Source organism: Aerosakkonema funiforme FACHB-1375, from assembly GCF_014696265.1.
In the GTDB taxonomy this organism is placed as follows: domain Bacteria; phylum Cyanobacteriota; class Cyanobacteriia; order Cyanobacteriales; family Aerosakkonemataceae; genus Aerosakkonema; species Aerosakkonema funiforme_A.
The window spans coordinates 24,007-44,403 of record NZ_JACJPW010000071.1; the positions used below are offsets into that span (position 1 = coordinate 24,007).

The 20,397-nt window shown below is 42.6% G+C and carries 23 protein-coding genes; 13 read left to right on the forward strand and 10 right to left on the reverse strand.

Translation table 11 applies throughout. The features are described from left to right. The first annotated feature begins 476 nt into the window (after positions 1-476). On the forward strand, positions 477-632 hold the full coding sequence (locus H6G03_RS23930; protein ID WP_190469631.1) for a hypothetical protein: 156 nt from the start codon (positions 477-479) through the stop codon (positions 630-632). Positions 633-647: 15 nt separating this feature from the next. Continuing rightward, a complete protein-coding gene (locus H6G03_RS23935) occupies positions 648-1,325 on the forward strand; it encodes a hypothetical protein (protein WP_206756644.1) in 678 nt (225 codons plus the stop codon). A 241-nt stretch (positions 1,326-1,566) separates the two neighbouring features. Here H6G03_RS23935 and H6G03_RS23940 read toward each other — a convergent pair whose 3' ends face one another. Continuing rightward, positions 1,567-2,952, reverse strand: a complete 1,386-nt coding sequence (locus H6G03_RS23940; RefSeq protein ID WP_190469636.1) for an S-layer homology domain-containing protein — start codon at positions 2,950-2,952, stop codon at positions 1,567-1,569. An 80-nt stretch (positions 2,953-3,032) separates the two neighbouring features. Continuing rightward, positions 3,033-4,043 carry a metal ABC transporter solute-binding protein, Zn/Mn family gene (locus H6G03_RS23945; protein WP_190469639.1) on the reverse strand — a complete coding sequence of 337 codons (1,011 nt, stop codon included), beginning with the start codon at positions 4,041-4,043 and terminating at the stop codon, positions 3,033-3,035. Between the two features lie 140 nt (positions 4,044-4,183). Here H6G03_RS23945 and H6G03_RS23950 point away from each other — a divergent pair, with 140 nt between their 5' ends. After that, complete coding sequence (locus H6G03_RS23950; protein ID WP_190469643.1) at positions 4,184-4,921, forward strand: metal ABC transporter ATP-binding protein; 738 nt, start codon at positions 4,184-4,186, stop codon at positions 4,919-4,921. Next, on the forward strand, positions 4,902-5,789 hold the full coding sequence (locus tag H6G03_RS23955) for a metal ABC transporter permease (RefSeq protein WP_190469646.1): 888 nt from the start codon (positions 4,902-4,904) through the stop codon (positions 5,787-5,789). Before H6G03_RS23950 ends, H6G03_RS23955 begins: the two co-directional genes overlap by 20 nt. A gap of 57 nt (positions 5,790-5,846) precedes the next feature. Here H6G03_RS23955 and H6G03_RS23960 read toward each other — a convergent pair whose 3' ends face one another. The 4 genes from H6G03_RS23960 to H6G03_RS39325 all read right to left on the reverse strand — a co-directional run bounded on the left by H6G03_RS23960 (position 5,847) and on the right by H6G03_RS39325 (position 9,638). Further along, on the reverse strand, positions 5,847-6,116 hold the full coding sequence (locus H6G03_RS23960) for a hypothetical protein (protein WP_190469649.1): 270 nt from the start codon (positions 6,114-6,116) through the stop codon (positions 5,847-5,849). A gap of 32 nt (positions 6,117-6,148) precedes the next feature. Then, the gene (locus H6G03_RS23965; protein WP_322111962.1) at positions 6,149-7,234 is read right to left on the reverse strand and encodes a WD40 repeat domain-containing protein; all 1,086 of its coding nucleotides are present in this window, start codon (positions 7,232-7,234) and stop codon (positions 6,149-6,151) included. Further along, positions 7,222-8,193 carry a CobW family GTP-binding protein gene (locus H6G03_RS23970; RefSeq protein WP_190469653.1) on the reverse strand — a complete coding sequence of 324 codons (972 nt, stop codon included), beginning with the start codon at positions 8,191-8,193 and terminating at the stop codon, positions 7,222-7,224. Before H6G03_RS23970 ends, H6G03_RS23965 begins: the two co-directional genes overlap by 13 nt. Before the next feature lie 188 nt (positions 8,194-8,381). Continuing rightward, on the reverse strand, positions 8,382-9,638 hold the full coding sequence (locus H6G03_RS39325; protein WP_190469656.1) for a glycosyltransferase: 1,257 nt from the start codon (positions 9,636-9,638) through the stop codon (positions 8,382-8,384). Positions 9,639-9,808: 170 nt separating this feature from the next. On the opposite strand from H6G03_RS39325, the gene H6G03_RS23980 reads away from it, so the two are divergent. Further along, positions 9,809-10,147 (forward strand): DUF433 domain-containing protein, encoded by a 339-nt coding sequence (locus H6G03_RS23980; RefSeq protein WP_190469659.1) that lies wholly within the window; start codon positions 9,809-9,811, stop codon positions 10,145-10,147. Next, the gene (locus H6G03_RS23985; RefSeq protein ID WP_190469662.1) at positions 10,140-10,526 is read left to right on the forward strand and encodes a DUF5615 family PIN-like protein; all 387 of its coding nucleotides are present in this window, start codon (positions 10,140-10,142) and stop codon (positions 10,524-10,526) included. Before H6G03_RS23980 ends, H6G03_RS23985 begins: the two co-directional genes overlap by 8 nt. A gap of 213 nt (positions 10,527-10,739) precedes the next feature. Here the strand turns inward: H6G03_RS23985 and H6G03_RS23990 are convergent, their stop codons facing one another. After that, positions 10,740-10,958 (reverse strand): hypothetical protein, encoded by a 219-nt coding sequence (locus H6G03_RS23990; protein ID WP_190469666.1) that lies wholly within the window; start codon positions 10,956-10,958, stop codon positions 10,740-10,742. Positions 10,959-11,119: 161 nt separating this feature from the next. Between H6G03_RS23990 and H6G03_RS23995 the strand changes: the two genes are divergently transcribed. The 6 genes from H6G03_RS23995 to H6G03_RS24020 all read left to right on the forward strand — a co-directional run bounded on the left by H6G03_RS23995 (position 11,120) and on the right by H6G03_RS24020 (position 16,699). Next, positions 11,120-12,370: an NACHT domain-containing protein gene (locus tag H6G03_RS23995; RefSeq protein ID WP_190469669.1), complete on the forward strand. Its 1,251-nt coding sequence runs from the start codon at positions 11,120-11,122 to the stop codon at positions 12,368-12,370. Positions 12,371-12,428: 58 nt separating this feature from the next. Continuing rightward, positions 12,429-12,632, forward strand: a complete 204-nt coding sequence (locus H6G03_RS24000; protein ID WP_190469672.1) for a hypothetical protein — start codon at positions 12,429-12,431, stop codon at positions 12,630-12,632. Positions 12,633-12,645: 13 nt separating this feature from the next. Next, positions 12,646-13,521, forward strand: coding sequence for a hypothetical protein (locus H6G03_RS24005; RefSeq protein ID WP_190469675.1), 876 nt, complete (start codon positions 12,646-12,648; stop codon positions 13,519-13,521). Between the two features lie 287 nt (positions 13,522-13,808). After that, entirely contained in the window at positions 13,809-16,055 is a 2,247-nt protein-coding gene (locus tag H6G03_RS38240; RefSeq protein WP_242056846.1) for an NACHT domain-containing protein, read from the forward strand. Positions 16,056-16,124: 69 nt separating this feature from the next. Then, positions 16,125-16,394: a type II toxin-antitoxin system ParD family antitoxin gene (locus H6G03_RS24015; RefSeq protein ID WP_190469678.1), complete on the forward strand. Its 270-nt coding sequence runs from the start codon at positions 16,125-16,127 to the stop codon at positions 16,392-16,394. Beyond that, the gene (locus H6G03_RS24020) at positions 16,391-16,699 is read left to right on the forward strand and encodes a type II toxin-antitoxin system RelE/ParE family toxin (protein ID WP_190469681.1); all 309 of its coding nucleotides are present in this window, start codon (positions 16,391-16,393) and stop codon (positions 16,697-16,699) included. The genes H6G03_RS24015 and H6G03_RS24020 overlap by 4 nt, the downstream gene beginning before the upstream one ends. Positions 16,700-16,739: 40 nt before the next feature. Here H6G03_RS24020 and H6G03_RS24025 read toward each other — a convergent pair whose 3' ends face one another. The 3 genes from H6G03_RS24025 to H6G03_RS24035 all read right to left on the reverse strand — a co-directional run bounded on the left by H6G03_RS24025 (position 16,740) and on the right by H6G03_RS24035 (position 19,490). Continuing rightward, positions 16,740-16,946, reverse strand: a complete 207-nt coding sequence (locus tag H6G03_RS24025) for a hypothetical protein (RefSeq protein ID WP_190469709.1) — start codon at positions 16,944-16,946, stop codon at positions 16,740-16,742. Between the two features lie 83 nt (positions 16,947-17,029). Next, entirely contained in the window at positions 17,030-17,920 is an 891-nt protein-coding gene (locus H6G03_RS24030; RefSeq protein WP_190469684.1) for an alpha/beta fold hydrolase, read from the reverse strand. Between the two features lie 115 nt (positions 17,921-18,035). After that, the gene (locus H6G03_RS24035) at positions 18,036-19,490 is read right to left on the reverse strand and encodes a hypothetical protein (RefSeq protein ID WP_190469687.1); all 1,455 of its coding nucleotides are present in this window, start codon (positions 19,488-19,490) and stop codon (positions 18,036-18,038) included. Positions 19,491-19,785: 295 nt separating this feature from the next. Here H6G03_RS24035 and H6G03_RS24040 point away from each other — a divergent pair, with 295 nt between their 5' ends. Next, positions 19,786-20,343 (forward strand): DUF1269 domain-containing protein, encoded by a 558-nt coding sequence (locus H6G03_RS24040; protein WP_190469688.1) that lies wholly within the window; start codon positions 19,786-19,788, stop codon positions 20,341-20,343. Positions 20,344-20,397: the final 54 nt, after the last annotated feature.

A 20,397-nucleotide genomic window follows, 5' to 3' on the forward strand; every position in this document is an offset into this window, starting at 1 on the left:
AAAGTTCGGGTTTTAAATATACCGCGTCCTTAGCTACCGTTACAAGGAATTTTATAAGTATTTATACATAAAAATTAGTTACTCTAGTTACTAAAAATACTTATAAGTAGTGGAAGACAGCAGAAGTAATCCATCAGTTTTTTCTCCCCATCTCCCCATTCCCCCATCTTTGCAGTCAAGCTGGTGGGAAATTTCTGCTCTCCTGCACCGCTCTTGAGAAGGGTGCAGCACCAATTCCTCAATTGTGTCCAACAGTCGATCGTAATTTAATCAAGACAATTTGAATTGGCGGTTTCGGAATTTCCATCAGAGAGATGAATTATAACAATAACTTATATTTTTACTGTACGGTATCGGACAGACAAACGATTTTGTACCTAATAGAGTAGATTTTAGTGAGAAAAGGTTAAAATTTTTCATATTGCTATTGTTTCGGTTGTTTAGATAAAAACTAAAGAAACTCTATCTTGAAGAAGATGCACTCACACAAAAGTTATCATAAGGCCACTGGCTTAGAAAAGGTTCAGCTTGCTTTGCCCAAAGCTGAAAAAAGTAAAATTGAGAGTAAAAGTTTGTTATCCAACCATCCGGGCCATCCGGGATATTTGGATGAAGGCGATCGCGCTTCTTAAGGAATCAATGCTGTGATGCAAGAAAATGCTGAATGGGATGGAGAGACCGTTCTTAAACAATCTCAATACTTTGACGAAGTAAAAAGAGAGGAACTTGAAGATACGATCGAGATTTTGCGCCAGCAAATAGAAATGTTGAATCAAGAGTTGCGTGGCAAAGAATTACAACTACAAGAGCTAGAGCAAGAATTGAGTTTTACAAATGAGCAATTGTGTGCATACAGTTCGCAGCAATTAACATTTAAGGAAGCTAAAGAATTAGCTAAATATCTTTTAGCAAGTCAGAAGTCTAGCAGCGAATCTTTAGCTGAACTTCTCAGTGCTATTTATGGCTATTACGTCAAAGGTAACGATTTAAAGCCAACAAACAGACCCAGTTATATTACGCCTGTTAAAAATGCAGTAGATGGGGAATTTTACCGTGAAGAGAAGTTCAAAATCTTGCAGTTGAGGGAACAATTAAAAGAGAATAGGAAACAAATTAAATATCAGGTTAATCGCTTGAAAGAAACTTATAATCGAGTTAAAAGTTCGTATAATAAATTGCAAGCACAGTTGGCTCGGCAAAAAGTTGAGGGTGTTAGTTATGAGGTTGATTTGCTTGCCGATCGATGTCTGCTCAGGCAGTCAGAAAGGAAGAGCAATACCTTCGACGCGCTAAAGCGCGTCGAAGGTATTGCTCAAAATTTTTGAACAAATATGAAGCTTCGTAAAGCTTAAATTTTGCAGCCGGAATAAAATTGGTTTTGGTTATGCTAGTTTTTAGCAGAATTTAAAGATACTTTCCCTTGTGATGTCCCGATCGCCAAACTTCTCCGATTCAATTAAAAATCGGCTTCTGGCTGCTCTACCCACAGAAGAATAGAATCGCCTCCTTTATAGTTACAGGTATTTTTGTGAGTAGTGCCCACCCTACTCAAAACTCAAAACTATCCTACTCCTTAGTTGTTAGTTCCTTTGCAGATATGCCCTCATTTTGAGTGCCAAAATACCAAAGCGCCGCCGCCGCTTCAGCGCGAGTCACAGATTTTTTGGGTTGAAATAGGGTAGTATAACCAAAAACTCGTCGAATAATAGAAGTATCTCCATTTTGGAAATCTGTGAGGATCGATCGCAACGCCTTCGGGTCAATCTTCGCTACATCTTGAAAACCCCAAGTTTGCTTCACCGAATCAATAGTTGCAGATGACGCCAAGCGAGTATCCAAAGGGACTTTCCACATCAGCAACTGTTCCCGCGTTAAAGCTGCACCCGGACGAAACAACACGGCTGTGCTATCTCCAGAAAGCGGACTGGGAATGATTCCCGCTTCAGCTAATCCTTGAATAGCGGGAAAGTCGGGGTCAGTTTTCGCTACATCCTGAAAAGCAGGTTGAGACGCATCTGTTGCCAAACGAATTTGTTTGGCAGGATTGTTAGCATTCATTTTATTGCTAGTAGCAATTAGCCAACGCGCAAACTCGCGATGACTGATGGCTTTGTTCGGTTCAAATTTGGTGTTTGCAGCCGATTGATTTTGTTTCGAGTTACTGGGATTAAGTGTCAGTACACCCAATTGCGCTATATCTGTGACGTAGGAATGCAATTCTTTGGGTGCATTATTTAAGTCAGAAAAAACATTAACATTATTAGTTGTATTGGTGGCAGTTTCTGTTTGAGGAGTTGCAGTTGGTTGTGCGGAAGGTGTCGGTGTTAGAGAAGCAGTTGGAGTTGGAGAATTTGTCGCTTCTGGTTGCGGTGCAGTTGCGGTAGTATCGCTACTAACGCGCTCGTATTGTATGGTAAATTCTGTGGCGGCTGCTGAATTTTGATTAGCAGTAGGTTGACTGGCGCTACTGGTATTTGTCGCGCTAGAAATTGGCTGGATGGAAACTGTAACTTTCAAGTCATTTCGCTTAGCTTCAAACGTACCGCCAGCATCATCTGTAGGCTGACTGAGCAATTGCCAGTTATTTTCCTGAAACTGCTTTTGATAGAAATTCTGAACTAAGTTAACGGGGTCGCCGCTACTCCAGCGAGTCAGGGTCGCCTGTTCTGCTGGAGTTGTAGAGTTGGGTAACTTGACTTCCTGTAATTGCGCTAGGGGATATTTGTTAATTTCCGATGGGAAGTCAGATGGTAAGTTTACCGTTGGTGATGTTTGGACGTTGCGATCGCTTCCCGACTGTCCCACTGTAGCCGGGTTTTCTTGCAGGTTGGGATCTGCCGCCAAAGACTGCTCCAAGTTCTTCGCCGCTGGACTGTTGGCGCAGGCAGTCAGGGAAGTCAGCAACAAAGCCGTCAGATTTATTAATATAGCAGGGCGTCTGGAAGGAAACACAGTTAGCCAGGGAAATCGTCTTCAACCCTACCCTAGCGCTTTTAGGGCGTCGGGGCTAGGGGCTGGGGATTAGGGAGCTGTTAAAATGATTGGAAAGCTGTACATTTACCTCCTAGTCCCTCCACAATCGCGCAAGTGTTGGCAGTTAACATTCCTACATAAGAGCCAGCCAAAGTTCCTTTGTCAGCCAAACCATCAACGATCAGTTTTCGATCGGAAACTTTAACTTTCGCTTCTCTAGCTACAGTTTTAATTACTTTATCATTGGCGGTCATTTCGGCGAAAATGGTGGGAACTCCAGCTTCCTTCACTTCTTTAACCAGTTCTTTTACTCGTGCTGCGGTGGGTTGTTCTTCTGAAGAAAATCCTTGCAGTGTGCCTTCTATTGTGAGACCGTAAGCTTTGGCATAGTAACCCAAAGCGTCGTGAGTTGTGACTAATTTGCGTTGCTTGGCAGGAATGGTATTAATTTGCCTTGCAATCCAGGTATCTACTTGTTTTAATTGCGCTGTCAGTTTTTGGGCGTTGCTGGTATAAAGGTTAGTATTGGCAGGCGCAATGTTAATTAAGCGATCGCGAATTATTTCTACCATGCGGATGCCATTCTCGACATCGTGCCAAACGTGGGGGTCGGGGGCTTTTTCTTCATCTTGATGTTTTTCTTGATGCTGTTCTACTTCTGTATGATGGTGGTGATGTTCTTCTCCCATCAGTGGGTTGGGTACGGCTTTCTCGTTGACGGCAACTTTTGGCGCAAAGTTATTCGTTGCCTTGACTAAATCAATAATAGCGGGTTCAAAGTCGTAGCCTCCATAAAAAATCAGTTGTGCGGTTTCAATTGCTTTGCGGTCTTCGGGTGTCGCTTGATACGTGTGGGGGTCTCGATCGGCACCAACCAAACACTTTAATTCTACTGTTTCCTGGGCGATCTTTTCGGTCAAGTCGCACAAAATGCTGTATGATGCGACTACTTTTGGCTTTGGGGAAGCTGTTGTTTGGGTGGTAGCCTGGGTATCTGCACCGCACCCGCTTAGACTGGTGGCGATCGCTACTACTATCGCACCCCAAAACCATTGCTTTTTCTCTGACATCCTCTCCTCCTTGACAGGAATTCCTATCAGCTTTGACAAAATTTGTCTTTTTATGTGATAATGATACTCATTCTAATATACTACTGTATAGTTAGCTCACCCAGCGTTTATTCAATCTAAAATCTCAAATCGGATCGCCTATGCTGGAAGTCCAAAACTTAGCCGTCCGTTACCAAAGAGTTTGCGCTGTCAACAGCGTCAGCTTCACCGTTGCGCCGGGACAATTAGTCGGTGTGATTGGCCCTAACGGTGCGGGTAAAAGTACAATGATTAAAGGGATGCTGGGGCTTATTGCTACTTGCAGCGGAGTGGTAAAGTTTCGTTCCCGTCCGCTGAAGCAGCAATTAAAACAAGTGGCTTATATACCGCAGCGATCGCAAATCGATTGGGATTATCCTATAACAGTTTGGAACGCGGTGATGATGGCTCGCACCGTACATACTGGCTGGTTTAAAGAACCCAACCGTCAATCGCAAGAAATTGTTAAAGCTGCGCTTGCACGGGTGGGAATGTGGGAATTGCATCAGCGTCAAATCGGGGAACTTTCTGGCGGACAGCAACAGCGAGTATTTTTAGCACGCGCACTGGCGCAGCAAGCGGAATTGTTATTTTTTGACGAGCCTTTTACTGGCATTGATAAAAAAACAGAAGAAATAGTTTTTGAGATTTTTTCCGAACTCAAAGCCCAAAATAAAACTTTGTTGGTTATCGGTCACGACTTGGGAGAAAATTTGAGCTATTACGACCGTTTTTTATTAATGAACAAACATTTAATTGCTGACGGATCGAGGGCAGAAGTATTAACTGCTGCCAATCTTCAAAAAGCTTACGGGCAATTGACAATGATGAGTAAATTTCATGTGGAATTTTCTAATTGAACCGCTGAGTTTTGAATTTATGCGTCACGCCCTGGCTATTGCCATCTTGCTGGGAATCCTTTGCTCAGTGGTGGGCAGTTTCTTGATTGTACAACAGATGGGAATGATGGGAGATGCGATCGCCCATTCTGTTTTACCGGGATTGTCGATCGCATTTTTCCTGGGAATAGATATTTCGATCGGTGCGTTTATTGCGGGGACGCTAAGTGCATTACTTGTGGCTTGGATTCGATCGCAATCTCGCATCAAAGTCGATGTAGCTATGGCATTAGTTTTATCCAGCTTTTTAGCTTTAGGAGTCACCCTCATCAAAATATTAAAAACGAACAAATTAGACCTGCACAATATTCTCTTTGGAGATATATTAGGCGTAACAATTACAGATGTTTGGCATACCCTAGCGATCGCCGTCACTATTTTAGTATTAGTCAAACTCTTTTACAAAGAACTGCTTTTTTACACTTTCGACCCGTTGGGGGCGCAAGCTAGCGGTTTAGCCGTGACTTGGATTTATTTAGGCTTAATTGCCGCCATTACATTGACTGTAATTGCCAGTATGCAAACGGTGGGCGTACTTTTGATTATTTCCCTACTAATTGGCCCAGGTATTAGCGGTTATTTATTAGTGAAAGAATTGCACCTGATGATGGGAGTAGGTGCCGTTATCGGGATAATTGCCAGCATTAGCGGGATGTACCTTAGCTACTACTGGGATATTCCCTCTGGGCCAGCAATTGTGTTAGTAGTTTTCGGATTATTTTTACTAACACTATTGTTTAGCCCTTCTCAAGGCATTTTGACTCGACGGTCAGTAGCGAATCGTTCTGCCAAGATTATCCAACAGCTAAATTACCTCAAAAGACGATAAATTTAGCTAACGGCAACCTATTTTTGTCCGGGTGCGACCAGCGAATTGCAACTGTTATTAAAAGGGAAGCTTACCTTGCAAATCCTGACGTCTAACAGTGGTGCAGGTAGCGCAGCTGCATCCCAAATTGTCTAAAATGGGATTTCCCTTCCGCTGATTGAACGTAACTGTTGGATTTTGGGAACGGACGTGAGTAGACTGTACGGATACAAAGGCGGAGTCTGTAGCCGGAGATACAATAACCCCAGCGTGTGCGGGATTAACAATCAGCAGCAAAGCACCCAATAAGCCAGATGAAGCAAGCAAAGTTAAGGCAACTTTGTTCATAAAACTAACCCCACTTTTTTGGGAAGGTAAATTTAGTCAATTGTAGCTTTTCCAAATCCTTGAGTGCGAGTGACTTTTGACCAAACGACTAATTCGCCGTTCGCGCCACCAGCCGCCAGCTTGTTTCCTTGGGGGTGCCAAGCAAGACAAGAAAATTTATCTGCTGCGCGTGGGAGAATCTGTGCGAGTTGCTTGGCTTTTTGCCACAAACAGACGCTTCCATCTTCAGCAGCGGAGGCGAGGAGGAAGGTGTTTGGCTGGAATTCTATCGCCTGCACTATTCCAGTGTGAATTTCCAACATCCTACCTTGCCAACCTACCGAATCATCGGCGTCTTTTTCCCAGACTACAACGCTTTGGGCGCTGGCGACTGCCAATATAGGAAAATTAAGTTCTGTGAGAGGTTGCGACCAAGCCAGCGATCGTATTTTACCGGGAAAGCCGCGCATTGCCCAAAGGCGAAGGTTATGCCACTCCCAAACGGCAAGGGTGTTATCCAAATTGGCAGCAGCGATATATTTGCCATCTGGCGACCAAGCGATCGCTAAACTGGTGACAGGTACTTCTAAAATTTCCGGGTCTTCGTCCCAGTCTTGCACATTCCAAACTTTAACACCTTGATGACCTGCGATCGCAAGATGTTGTCCGTCGGGATGCCATGCCATACTCAACACTGAAGATGTCTCAAAATTCAACGTCACCGCAACTTCTTCCGCCTCGACATCCCAAACTTGCACATAGCGCCCCGTACTAAAGGCTAACTCGTTACGTATGGGATTCCAAACGAGTCGGTCAAGCCAATTTGGCCTATTTTCCAAAGTGGTAATCAATTGATTTCCTTGCGATTCGATGCGCCAAATTTTTACCTGTCCATTTTGACCCCCAGCCGCCAAGAATTCACCGTTTTTGGAAAACGCAAGACAATCTACAGATTGACCTTCACCTGTTTGCAAATATCTGAGTTTTCCTTCCGCCCAAAGCACTACTTCCCCAGCGCCGTCAGCTGCCGCTAAAGTTTTATTATCCGCCGACCATACCATCGTCGTCACGTAATCTGAAAGCCTGCCTTGCCAAGGTCGGTGTAATAAATTTTTGGTGAGGCTAATTAGATTAAACACTTGCGAAAATCCTCTTTAAATTTGGCTTCATTAAGATGACGTCCGATGAAAATTAATTCGTTTTTGCGAGTTTCGTTCGCTTTCCAAGCGCGGTCTTGTTTTCCTTCAAACAGCATATGAACACCTTGGAAAACAAAACGATTATCTTCACCTGCAATATTGAGGATACCTTTCATCCGAAAGATATCTTGCCCTTGATTTCGCAACAATTCGCCTAACCAATTGTTCAACTTTTCTCCATCTAGCGCCCCAGATTCTACCAAAGCCACGGAATACACCGATTCATCGTGTTGGTGGGCATCTTCACCTAAGAAATTGGGATCGATTTCCAAAGCGCGATTCAGGTCAAATGCTTGCACGCCTAATAGGGCGTTCATCTCTAACTCAGAATTGCGAGTGCGATAGATTTTTGCCATTGCATTCATCGCCCGAATTCGCTTTTCTAACTCATCCAATTCCTCTGGCTTAACCAAATCTACTTTATTAATCAAAATTACATCGGCAAAAGCAATCTGTTCTTGCGCCTCATTTGCATCCCAATGCTGCCAAATATGCTTGGCATCCACCACCGTCACCACTGCATCTAACTGCAATAGAGTCCGCATATCTTCATCGACAAAAAAAGTTTGAATCACCGGTGCGGGGTCAGCCAGCCCGGTTGTTTCAATTAGCAAATGGTCGAATTTGTGGCGTCGTTTCATCAAATTGCCGATAATCCGAATTAAATCTCCCCGAACGGTACAGCAAATGCAGCCGTTGTTCATTTCAAAAATTTCTTCATCCGCATTGATAATTAGCTGATTGTCAATCCCCACTTCCCCGAATTCGTTGACTATCACAGCTACCTTTTTGCCGTGTTCGTGAGTCAGGATACGGTTCAGTAGGGTGGTTTTACCCGCACCCAAATAGCCAGTCAGCACCGTGACGGGTACAAAGTCCGCCGTTGTCGCATTCACCACGATGAATTCCTCTCGCACTATTTACATAATGATAACCATTATCATATTATTATAGTGTTGGCATAATTAATTTTTTACTAAGCGCAGGTAAACGCCGATGAGTTTATCTGCCTTTACCTTGGCGTATCTGTGGCCAAAAAAAATAAAATTTCCTGATTATCTTAGGGTTGAAGCTTGACCAATAGTGCCTAAAGCTGTTTTTCGATCGCATCGCACGCCACACCAACTCCATTTTCGGATTGAATAATCGGTCCGATTTCTGCTGCTTTAGCTGCATAATTGGGATTTTCCAACAATTCCCGTAAATTTTTGGCTACTCGTGCGGCTAAATACTGCTTACGGGGAATAGTTCGGGAAGTTCCCAAGCGTTCCACTCTTGCTGCATTGTCTGGCTGGTCGTGGCTGTAGGGCATCACCAGGGTGGGACGACCCGCCCGTAATGCTTGGGCAGTTGTACCGATACCGCCTTGATGTACGATCGCACAAGCACGCGAAAAAATTTGCGAATATGGCGTATAACCTACGGCAATGATGTCTTGGGAAAGATTTTCTGGGGTTGCATTCTTGCCAATCAACAACACTGCACGACGGTTTAACAGCTTTGCAGCTTGAATACTTTCCCGATAAAAGCTACCAGGAGTCATAACTGCGGCTGAACCAAGAGTAAAAACGATCGGTGGTTCGCCTGTATCCAAAAATTGTTTGAGTTCGGGCGTGAGTTCCGCTTTTCCCTCGCTACCATCATAAAATGTAAACCCTGCGATCGCCGTATTTTTTGGCCAATCAGGTTGAGGTTTTGCGAATGTTGACGAGAACATCGCCAACACAAGGTAGGGAGAATATTTATCATCTATAAACGGATTGCCAACTAGGGGAGGCAAACCGAGTTCGCGTCGTAGTTGATGAATCGGTTCTGCCCAAGATTTAGAAATAACTTTTGATAATTGAATTATACCTTGGCTGAAAATAGATCCAAGCTGGCGAAACTTACCTAACAGTGGAAACACAGGGATTACTGACGGGTCATAAACAGATAGAAATGAGGCTGGTTGCAGAACAGCAAACGCCCACCGCATCCCTAATTTTTCCGCAACCAATCGCGCCGCCACAACTCCTTCACCCGCAATAATAAAGTCTGCATCTTTGGTAACGTTCATCAAATCTGTGTAGGTTTCGCGTAAATTCGCACAAACCCAATTTTTGATGACATACTCCGTCCCCGTTTTCAAATCCATCATTCGCGCCATCTCTTGAGGATCGCTCAAAGCCGTATTATCAGGGCGCATTCGATGAAACTCAAATCCCAAAGCTTCAATTTTGCCTTGATATTCCTGATGAGTTGCAAACACTACATCGTGACCGCGCTTTTGTAACTCCAGTGCGATCGCAATTTTCGGATGCAGATCGCCAAAAGAACCAATGGTAGTTAAAACAATACGACTCACGATTTTGGCTGAGTATGGGGAGTGAATAACATTGATTATTTTATCATTATTTATGGTTTCTGGGTGTAGTGCGATCGCACATTAAATTTATCTTAATTAACCTTCACAGATTAATGCTATAATGTTATTTGCTGTCTCCTCCTCCTGGAATATAATGGTAATGAGGATTTATGAATTTTAAATTAGTTGATTCTTTAGTGCAGTTAATCGAATCTCTGGATATAGAAGAATACGCTTTATTGCAAGATAAATTACAAAATAGAATAATTCAGAAAACAGCAGGAGTCTGTGGGGGTCATGCCTGCATCCGTCAAACGAGAATACCAGTCTGGACTGTAATTTCTTTGCAACAGCAAGGAGCCGATTATCAAGAAATTATCCGAAATTTTCCCAGCTTAACGATACCTGATTTGAGCGCAGTACAGGCTTACTATGAAAACAATAAAGTAGAAATCGATCGAGTTATTGCTTACCACCAAGATGATGCTGATATAGAAATCGATGATTAGATTTTACTCAAATGAAAATTTTCCTTTGGACATGGTGCAAGCTTTACGCGACTTCGGCTATGATGTGCTGACATCTTATGAGTCTGGACGAGCCAATCAAAGGATTTCAGATGATGAAGTTTTAGCCTTTGCCAAGAGTGAACAGCGAATTGTAATTACCCTAAATCGAGATGATTTTATTGCCTTGCATCGCCGGAACAAAGACCATGCAGGTATTATTATTTGTAAGGACGATCGAGACTATCAAGGGCAAATAGAATTTCTCTATCACTATTTATTATCTCAAACTGAAAACCTTGAGCATCGTCTCATTCGAGTGCTGAAACAGAATCAACCCAAATATGCTCAACCAATTTTTGTGATTAGGGAGTACTTATAGAGATTGTATTTAAGCCGTAAATTTTAACTGTTTAAAGGTGAAGTTAGCACAGTTGGAAAATGCCCATCTCAAGGAGTTGATCGCACTGGAATTACATTGCGATCGCAATTTTAGGATGCAAATCGCCAAACGAACCAATGGTCGTTAAAACAATACGACTCACGATTTTGCCTGAGTATGGTGAATAAATAAGGTAGATTATTTTATCATTATTTATGGTTTCTGGGTGTGGTGCGATCGCATCCAAATACAATATAACATTGTCACCAGTAACCATCCCGACGCACAGCAAAAACCAGGAAAGGCAACAGGAATATTCGGTAAAGACTGTGCATTAACTTCAATCACCTGATTAATATAAGGTTGGACAAAATTATCAAAAGCGTTTTCTAACGCTTCCCGTTGTTTGAGTTTATCTTGTTGGGTATCCATGATTCACCTCGTTTTTTGGCTTTGAGGTGAATTGTTTTTTTGGGCTTTTGCCCAATCAAACCCAGCGATAAAATTCTGAAACCCTTGTATAATGAGACTTAGGGGCTTGGGCAAACCCCTCCGTTTGGGCAAGGGGTGATCTTGAAGCTAAAAATGTAGCGATGGCACGAAAATACGGGAAAAACGAAACCACACTAAGCAACGTCTTAAAATTGGTTAAGGCGTTACTCGCACTTGCAGATGGGGAAATAGCCGTTCCAGGGGATAAGCTGAAAGCTACATTTAAAGTGGAATGGGTCAAGGAAGATGAGTTGCTGGTATCGGGGAAAGTTCAGCAGAAACGAAACAACAGAACCCAATACGTTGAGAAAGGTATAACTAAAGAAGATTTATGGACATTGGTAGAATGTTTGGGAGAAGCGTTAGAACTTTGCCAACCCAAGGATGAAGAGAAAGTAGATAATGTACAGAGAAAAGCTAATGCAATTCAAGATATTCTGGACTGCCTAAAAGATTTAGATATACTCGCTCCTAAACCTAGTGCAAAAACTCAAGGCTTTTGGAAATTTTCCCTGAAGCTGAAACATCAAACTGCTAGAAAAGAAGATAATTTAAAAGTAATTGACGAGCGATGGAAGATTAAAATTGGTTCTGTCACAGTAGAGACATCCCATCAAACGGTGATATCGAAAGATAAACCCATAAACTGGCAAGAAATCTGTCGGCAAAACCTGGCGCTACAAAAACAACTCACCACCAACCCCTTTACCAACGCCTACGGGGTGACACCGCAACTCGATGACATTTATGTTCCTTTAGCAATTGTTGAAAGCAAACCGCCTAAATCTCACTCAAGAAATCAGCCAAAAGAAAAGGAAGAAGAAAAACTTATTCCCATTGCGGAAGAATGCTTTTTTGAGGATGTATTGCGACAAGGGAAAAGCCAAATTAGTCAAGGGAGAAAAATAGCGCTTATTGGTGAACCGGGTTCTGGTAAAACCACGCGGTTACAGAAAATTGCCGATTGGATTTTAGAGCAAGATTTGGGATTGCCGATTTGGATATCTTTGGCAGATTTAACCCAAACGACAATTACCCAATATATCGAAGAAATCTGGCTGAAACAAACAGGTAAAAACCTTACGATTGACGAACTCACCCAACAGAAAGAACGGATTTGGTTATTGTTGGATGGGTTAGATGAAATGACATCGAGGGTAGAAACGCGCCATGTTTCGGCACTGTTGGGGGGATGGGTGCAGGCGGCGCGAGTGGTGGTGACTTGTCGGGTGAATGTTTGGGAAGCGGATAAGAATGCTTTTTCGGGGTTTGATGTGTTTCGGAATCTTCCCTTTGAAGTAGAGCAAGTTGAGTTATTTATCCGGCGTTGGTTTAGCGAAGATAACCGATGATCGCCCCTGAAACGACTAAAATAGAATCACAGAATTACAGACTGAGGCTAACTGTTCTATGCCCGAAATCGTCGAAATTCCCCTGGAACTGACTCGCTTTCAACTGTCGCCAGCAGTTCAATCCCGTTTGCAATTTCTCTTGGATCGTCAGGATGAAGGCTACACCCTATCTCAAGCAGAACGACAGGAAGCCGAGGGACTGGTTGAATTGATGGAATTTTTATCATTGCTACAGTTACGTTCAACATGGGTAAGTCAGTAATCATCTACATTCAATGACTAGGTTTATTCACGATCAATTTGCCAAAGATTATTTAGAAGAATTGTTAGCGCCTTTTGGGGAGGTGAAAGCACCGCGCCGCGTTTCTGCCGAAGTGCGAGAAATTGATGTTTGGTTTTCTCCCACTACCAATACTGATATTTTAGGATTACTCGGTAAGTTAGCAGCAACGCCTTCAGTGTTTGAACCTTTCCGCAATGCAGTTTCTGCTGAGGATATCAACGGTTGCTTATCCAAGCTTTTAACTCTGTGGGGGGAGTTGCAGCGAGAAGCTAATCGCCAAAAAGAGCGGCTAAATGAAGAAAATTTACCGCGTTTGTGGATTCTTACCCCGACTGCATCTGCATCAATTCTCGCCGGATTTGGCGCTAAAATTAAATCAGGTAACTGGGGAGAAGGAATTTATTTTCTACCGTCATCTTTGCGGACGGCAATTGTAGTTATTCATCAATTACCGAAAACGCCAGCTACTCTTTGGCTAAGACTTTTAGGCAAAGGAAAAGTGCAGGAAGAAGCAATTGATGAAATTCAACAACTACCGCTAAATCATCCTTTGCGTTCAAATGTTTTCAATTTATTGACCAATTTCCAAGCAAATTTGCAAACAACAGCAAGTTTAGACCAAGAGGAAAGGAGTTTAATTATGAAGTTATCACCTTTGTATGTTCAATGGGAAGAAGCTGCTCTTAAGAAGGGAGAAGCACAAGGAATGCGTCTGATGGTTGAGAGTATGTTGGAAGTTAAATTTGGAGAAATTGATGAAGAATTAGCTCAAATTGTGGAACCTTTGAGTCAATTACCAGCGAAGGAGGTAACGCAGTTGATTATGCAGTGCGATCGCACTCAGTTATTAGCGAGATTTAAGCAGTAAAATTAACCGCGTGTATTGACCTCTAGAAACCGGGTTTCTGCCTACATATTTAGGTGAAAAACTAGCTTTTTTAGAGAAACTCGGTTTGTTTTTGAGATTAGTTTTTGTTTGGCGATCGCATCCAAATACAATATACAGCAGATTGCAGATAAATGAAGTACAAATATGTATGATAAAAGTCTTGTATTGCGGGCATCTTGCCCGGAACAAGTGTACGGTAAATATGCTGTATCAATCCTGTAGACCCTAACTTGTAGGTAATTCTTTTGACTCTGGAGATATCCCTGATGACTGCATCTTTGCCTAGTCTTGCCGATTCTTTGATTCAAGCCCTCCATCAACCAGGGCAGGAAAGGTTGCTAGATTTGGTGCGGAATCCTTTACGCCTAACCTTGCTCTGCATAACTTGGGATGGGACTTTACCAGAGACACAAGCTCAATTATACGAAAATTATCTGAAAAAGTTTTATGACTGGAATCAAAATTTGCAGGAACTAAGAGATTGTGCAGAACGTTGCCAAACAAATATTACCGCTTTAAAAAAGCAGCTAAATCAGCAACTTGGGGAATTAGCAAAAGCTGCCCTTGATTTACCGAAAGAGGGTTTTCGCCTGTCTCAATCCTTGGTTGAAAAATATTTAGGTGAAGAACTTGATGATAAATCTTTATGCTATCTAGCCTTGCAGTTAGGCTGGCTGAACCGAGTAGGTAAAGATAACCGAGGTCAGTTTATTTTTGCTTTTTATCATGCCACGTTTCAGGAATATTTTGCAGCGTTAGCGGTGGATGATTGGGATTATTTTTTACCTCGAAATCATCTTAATTTTCCGGTGGCGGGGAAGGAATATCGGATTTTTCAATCGCAGTGGAAGCAGGTGATTTTGTTGTGGTTGGGGCGTGAGGATGTTGCGGATGAGGAGAAGGAGGGGTTTGTTCGGAAGTTAGTTGAGTTTAGAGATGGATGTGGTGATTTTTATTATTATTTTGCTAATTTTTCAGCAGCCGATTATCTTCGATATATTTGCTTATGTGACTTGAACAATCTAATAATAAAAAAAATTAATCAGTGGAGTCTTGAAGATGGAATTGAACAGAGATTAGGAGGTATAACATATTACCCCTATACATATTTGGCCAAAGATTTTTTATTGAAAATAGAAAAGACGAAATTCACAAGAAAAGACATTCCTATTGTTATAGATAATCCAAAGGAACAAGAAATACTGAATTTTATCGAAAAATTAAACAAAATTCATAAATCTGATATTCGATTACTCAATTTTATCGATTCTTATCGTAATAGTTTTGAAGGGATGAGTTTTTTGTGTTTTGTATTCATATATATCTTAGATGATAAAATAAAAACAGAATTTAACAGATTAAATCTAGAAAAATCAATCAAAGAGATAATCCTAGACCCTGCAAGCTTTTTTGTTACATACTTATTTAAAGGATTACATCGCTTAATATGTGACAAAGATTCAGGATTACAAGAATTAAAAAAGATTTTAGAACAATATGAACAATACAAAATAGAATCTCAATCTTTATTTGAGCAAATCAATGTTGTTAATAAAATCAATGAATATACCATTGCTATGATCGACATTATTGAAAGATCATTAGTTCTTGACGATTCGGCAAAAAAGCGATTACACAAACAAATATTACAGCTTAAATCGGCAAATAATCTCAACAATATTCTTAGAATATTGTGGGAAATTTTGGATATTGCAAATATCTATAAAGAGGGGTGGATTATAATGAAAAACATTGATATTCTCTTTGAATTTGGCTCAGATAATAAAAGACCAATAGATATAGCATTAGAATTTTTCATAGAAAGCTATGATAGTCCTATTGCTAATCCAATGGCAGCTGCGACTTTAGTGAATATAATAAAAATTGAAACAAGCGCCAAAGTAACAGAGATATTAAGACAAAATATTGATTTTTATGACAAAAATAATTATGATGAAAAACCTAATTTAGGGCTATTTTCAATTTTCTGGCATTGTGCCGCCAACCTACCCTACCCCGACTTCTATCGCGCATGGCACGGTTTAACCGAAACCCAAACCTCCCCCCTCATCCAAACCCTCAACCTCGCCCATCTTCCCCAACTCCTGCAAACCCAACTCACCGAAACCAACCTCCACCAAACCCTGCAACTCTTCTGCATCAACGGTAGCAAATTCGATAACCGCGATAACCCCGTCACCGATATCTACCTGCAACTCGTCAAAAAACACCACTGTCCCAAATCCACAGAAGGCACACCCCGCACCCTCACGGAACTCAAAATCTACTGGCAACTCCTAGACTGGGAAAAACACCCCATCCTCATTTTCTACGAAGAGGCGAAACCCCAAGGTTTTAGCCAAACTTTTCTCGATTTTCTCACTCGCTTCGACGCTACAATTTGCGTTATCTCCGACTCACCCCATCCCACCATTCCCACCTTCTCACCCCAAGATCCGCACTTGATTCAAAGTATTATGAATTGGGTAAAACGCACTATTTTAGAAGCTTGATGCTATAATTAAGCTATAATATCTACAAAGCCTAATCCTAACTCAAAATGACTAAAACTGAGGTTAGAAATGAATATATCGTTAAGTTCAGAAATTGAGAAGTTTATTGAAAGTCAGGTAGAAAGCGGTAAGTATCCTTCTGCTGAAGAAGTCATCGTGGCAGGTATCAGGCTCTTAGAAGAACGAGAACGCATTTACAAAGGGCGGTTTGAGGAATTGAAAAAGGAAATTATGCTTGGTGTTGAAGCTTCAGAACGAGGTGAGGTTATTGATGGAGAAACGGTTTTCTCCCAACTGCAACAGAAGCTGCAACAACGTCGAGAGCAAGCTGGTTTATGACTAATATTTGTCGTTTTACATCTCCCGCCAGCCGAGATATTGAAACCATTATCGATTTGATTGCTGACAATAGTGGTTTTGATGCGGCAGAACGCTTCCTGAAAAAAGTCAATCAAAAGTGTAAGAATTTAGCAACTTTTCCAAATATGGGGCGTCGGCGTGATGAACTCCTTGAGGAGTTGCGAAGTTTTCCAGTTGATGATTACCTGATTTTTTATCGCCCAATTGAAGGGGGAATTGAGATTTTAAGGGTAATCAGTGGCTATCGGGATTTGTCAGGACTTTTTGAAGAACCTTTTGAGTAGTGATAATTTTTTTCAAGGCTAGTTAATACATATTATATGCCTATTCCTCTATCATTTGTCTCAGTTCGTTAATATTTGAGGAAAACTTTAGTTCCCCTTCTTGCTGTTCTACCTGCGCTAACTTAAAGTTATCATATATCTCATCGCGGCGTTCTTCACGGATGTATTGCTTCAACAACAGTTGAATTTTCTGCTTTTCAGCTATGGAAAGACTTTTGATTACCTCGACTACATCATTAAAAGTCATCATTTACAAGACCTCACGGTACTGACCTACTTTTAATAATGGCATAACACTCCCCGATACACCATATTTCTGAGGTGAAGCAATTAGCTGTTCAAAAAAGGCAGGATAACTTCTGCCAATTTATCTGCATATTCTTCATGCAATCCCAAGGAACCTGGTAAGAGGCGAGATTGCACTCCGGGTAATTGGGATAGCGCTTCCATTTCTGCTTTTGATTTGGGTGGACTTTGTTCGCCGATTGCTACCATTACTGGGATGGACAAATCTTTAAACCAAGCGAGAAAATCGGAACGATTTTGAACTGGATCTAATGCGCCTGTGACAAAAGCGGCAGATGCAAATCGCGCACCGGGTTGTTGGGTGGTTTGCCATTTTTGTTGGATAAAATTGTCGGTGAGGATATCTCCTTTGGCAAAAACGTGACCGCGATACATGAAGTTAAGAAATGGCGGTATTGTGTTGAGTGCGTAAAGCATTTCTCCTAAGATGGGCGATCGCACTATCTCTCTGAGTATGTTAGACTGTTCCTCGTTTAACCCCATTGTTGGCAATGGCCCGCGCCAAGTGGGGGCGGCTAAAACAATGTGCGAAAAAATGTCTGGTTGCGTTTTGGCCAGTTTCATCGCATAACCGGCAGCATGACCGGCTGCTACAACGGCGGCTGGCTTATTAATGATATTTTTGACAAAATATTGTAGGAATTGATGATATAAAGCCGGTCGGTAATCTAGCTGCGATCGAGATGATTGACCGAATCCCGGCCAATCTACCGCTACAACTTGAAACTGGGAAGCGAGGGATTTTGCCAGTTCGCCCATTTCCCCGCGTGTGGAAACGCTGCTCAATGCTGGTAGCAGCAATACTGTTTTTCCTTCTCCAAGGATATCGTAGGCGATCGACAACTGCTGTCCTTGCCAAATCCATTGGTATTCTTGGCGTGTAGCGCCAATAGTTTCAAGTGTTAATTGGCTCATATTTTTAGGGGCTAGGGACTAGGGGCTAGGGGTTAGGGAAGAGGGGAAAGAGTTGGGAGTAGGTTTAATTGTTCAAGCTATGTAGCTGAGAAGTGATAACTATTCTTATTCTATATTATTGGATGCTTCGTTCTAAATTAAGATATTTTTCTAAGTCCACAATTTGAGGATTGGGAAATTGTTTGACGACGCGCCACAGCACGGTATAACTGCCATCCGATCGACGATACACTGGCCGAAAAGCGATCAGGAGATCGGCGCTAGGCGTTTCCAGCAACGAGTCGAGGATGCGGCGCTGTCTGTTGGTGATGGGATCGCCACTGAGAAGAACTTCCGGTAACTGGAATTGCACAGTCCGTACTAAATAAGTATGATTTAGCACTGCTGGCGCTTGGGCGAAGATCGGTTCGGATAAGCCAAAATTCTGTTCCTTACCAGTAATAAATCTTCTGCGGTCTACTTGCAATGAAGCTAACTTATTTGGCGGTCGATAATTGAGGAAAAATTGGCGCGTGTTCGTTGCAACTGCGCTCAACCCAGAATCGATATTTTCGAGCGGGATATCGCCAATATCGACGAGAAATCCATAGTTGATTTCTTGCGGAAAAATTTGGAAATTATCATCGGCAATTTGAATTTCCAGTTGCGGAACGAAGGGAGGATTATCATTTATTCGAGTTTGTTCGCTGTTTTCTATCTCCAACTTTAATAAGTTGGTAAACGGAAAACTTTCTGCGTTAGTAGGTAGCAGTCTATTGCGTAAGTTATTTGAGTCTTGGTTATAAAATTCGGCCTTGAGAATGCGAGTTATACCAGTGTTAGGCAAACCGAGAAACTGCGCGTATGGTTCCAATTCTGCTCTGAATAAACCATAAGGGTTATCTCCATTAATTGAACTCACTTCATCGGTAACTGTAAATGGAGTTCCTCGCGGAAAAGTTTTTCGCGCTTGGTCTAAAAATGTCTTAGCTGCTAACAAAGGCGCAGTTGCTTGCAAGGGGGGTACGATCGCAGGTGGAATAGGCGCTTCGTAGTTAGCGATCGCTTGCTTGGGAACTCTGCCAACCCCTAAAATAGGATCGGCTTCCTCTTGTGCTATTGGCGATGTTTCGACTGTTTCCGATCTGCGATCGAGTCCTGTCACACGGCGATCGAGCAAAGGCCGCAGCGAATCCAGTTTTTGTGTGGAAGAATAGAGAAGACAGTAAACTCGTACCTGTTCCGCACTCAAAGATCCTACAGCTGGCAGATCTTCAAAATTTTCTGTAGCAGTTGGCGCACAAAGAACATTGGGGAATGGATAGTAGCTTTTGAGCAAGCGATCGACAGATGATGTGTGCAGGAAAAGTTGACCTCGGACAGCTTTTACTCGATCGGGATCTGGACTGAGGAGCGCTCTTTCAATTCTGGATATCAAATATATTTGTTGCTGCACCAGTTCTTGCGCTGGTGGCCAAAAATCCGGCTGTTCGCTGGGAGGGAAAACAGTAGATGGATCTTCCACCGCCAAAACTTTGAGCGGTTGCGATAATAAACCTAGCATCAAGAGTAGCGAGAAGTAATAGCGCATTTTAATTGTGTTTTCGATCGACCCGTTTCTAGCGTATCATGAAAGTGAGTTTTAGGGAATTTTTTTTACCACTTCTGGGTGTGAAAGAAGAACGCTTCCGAACGCAGATAGGTTTTGAGTTTAGTTTGCCCATTTGTTTGCAAAAAGCAAAACGTTGAGCGGAATCTCTTTCTTTTGACAGACAAGAAATATTATATGTGACTGCAAACTCACATCCAGCGATTGATGCACAAACCTGTGAAAACTAGCCAATCTAGGAAGTAATAAATATGCCTTGTCAGTAGAGGAAAGAGTCATGGCGCTTAGTCCTTATCAACGAGCTTTTGGTGTTTTTGCTAATCCTGAAGATATCCGCAACGCTCTCAACGAGCTGGAAGCAGCTGGATTCCCGATGGGCCAGATTTCCGCGATCGCAAAAAATCCGGAACGACAAACTGTGGAAGTCCGCGAAGTCACGGGAAACAAAGCACAGGAAGGAACTACCATAGGCGCGATCGCAGGTGCTACAGTTGGCGGTAGCGTTGGTTTGGCGCTGGGACTGGCGACAGCTGCCGCATTGCCGGGAATTGGCCCAGTGGTATTATTGGGAGCGGCAGCCACAGCTCTGGCTACTACTTTAACGGGTGGCGTCATGGGTGCAACCGCAGGCGGCTTGATTGGCGCGTTAGTAGGTTGGGGAATGCCCGAAGAACAAGCTACAGTGTATCGCGATCGCATCTACAAAGGCGATTACCTGATCATGGTAGAAGGTTCTGAGGCAGATATCCGCCAAGTAGAAGCCGTTTTCAGCCGCTGGAACGTACAGGAATTCAGGATTTACGACCTCGCACCGGGGGTAGGGGCTAGGGGCTAGGGGCTAGGGACTAGGGGCTAGGGGCTAGGGGCTAGGGGCTAGGGGGTAGGGGGT

What these genes read in the sequence shown, in the direction of transcription:
- H6G03_RS23930 (WP_190469631.1), top strand. Translation starts at nt 477, where the DNA reads ATGCACTCACACAAAAGTTATCATAAGGCCACTGGCTTAGAAAAGGTT.
- H6G03_RS23935 (WP_206756644.1), top strand. Translation starts at nt 648, where the DNA reads ATGCAAGAAAATGCTGAATGGGATGGAGAGACCGTTCTTAAACAATCT.
- H6G03_RS23945 (WP_190469639.1), bottom strand. Translation starts at nt 4,043, where the DNA reads ATGTCAGAGAAAAAGCAATGGTTTTGGGGTGCGATAGTAGTAGCGATC.
- H6G03_RS23950 (WP_190469643.1), top strand. Translation starts at nt 4,184, where the DNA reads ATGCTGGAAGTCCAAAACTTAGCCGTCCGTTACCAAAGAGTTTGCGCT.
- H6G03_RS23955 (WP_190469646.1), top strand. Translation starts at nt 4,902, where the DNA reads ATGTGGAATTTTCTAATTGAACCGCTGAGTTTTGAATTTATGCGTCAC.
- H6G03_RS23960 (WP_190469649.1), bottom strand. Translation starts at nt 6,116, where the DNA reads ATGAACAAAGTTGCCTTAACTTTGCTTGCTTCATCTGGCTTATTGGGT.
- H6G03_RS23980 (WP_190469659.1), top strand. Translation starts at nt 9,809, where the DNA reads ATGAATTTTAAATTAGTTGATTCTTTAGTGCAGTTAATCGAATCTCTG.
- H6G03_RS23985 (WP_190469662.1), top strand. Translation starts at nt 10,140, where the DNA reads ATGATTAGATTTTACTCAAATGAAAATTTTCCTTTGGACATGGTGCAA.
- H6G03_RS23990 (WP_190469666.1), bottom strand. Translation starts at nt 10,958, where the DNA reads ATGGATACCCAACAAGATAAACTCAAACAACGGGAAGCGTTAGAAAAC.
- H6G03_RS23995 (WP_190469669.1), top strand. Translation starts at nt 11,120, where the DNA reads ATGGCACGAAAATACGGGAAAAACGAAACCACACTAAGCAACGTCTTA.
- H6G03_RS24000 (WP_190469672.1), top strand. Translation starts at nt 12,429, where the DNA reads ATGCCCGAAATCGTCGAAATTCCCCTGGAACTGACTCGCTTTCAACTG.
- H6G03_RS24005 (WP_190469675.1), top strand. Translation starts at nt 12,646, where the DNA reads ATGACTAGGTTTATTCACGATCAATTTGCCAAAGATTATTTAGAAGAA.
- H6G03_RS38240 (WP_242056846.1), top strand. Translation starts at nt 13,809, where the DNA reads ATGACTGCATCTTTGCCTAGTCTTGCCGATTCTTTGATTCAAGCCCTC.
- H6G03_RS24015 (WP_190469678.1), top strand. Translation starts at nt 16,125, where the DNA reads ATGAATATATCGTTAAGTTCAGAAATTGAGAAGTTTATTGAAAGTCAG.
- H6G03_RS24020 (WP_190469681.1), top strand. Translation starts at nt 16,391, where the DNA reads ATGACTAATATTTGTCGTTTTACATCTCCCGCCAGCCGAGATATTGAA.
- H6G03_RS24025 (WP_190469709.1), bottom strand. Translation starts at nt 16,946, where the DNA reads ATGACTTTTAATGATGTAGTCGAGGTAATCAAAAGTCTTTCCATAGCT.
- H6G03_RS24030 (WP_190469684.1), bottom strand. Translation starts at nt 17,920, where the DNA reads ATGAGCCAATTAACACTTGAAACTATTGGCGCTACACGCCAAGAATAC.
- H6G03_RS24035 (WP_190469687.1), bottom strand. Translation starts at nt 19,490, where the DNA reads ATGCGCTATTACTTCTCGCTACTCTTGATGCTAGGTTTATTATCGCAA.
- H6G03_RS24040 (WP_190469688.1), top strand. Translation starts at nt 19,786, where the DNA reads ATGGCGCTTAGTCCTTATCAACGAGCTTTTGGTGTTTTTGCTAATCCT.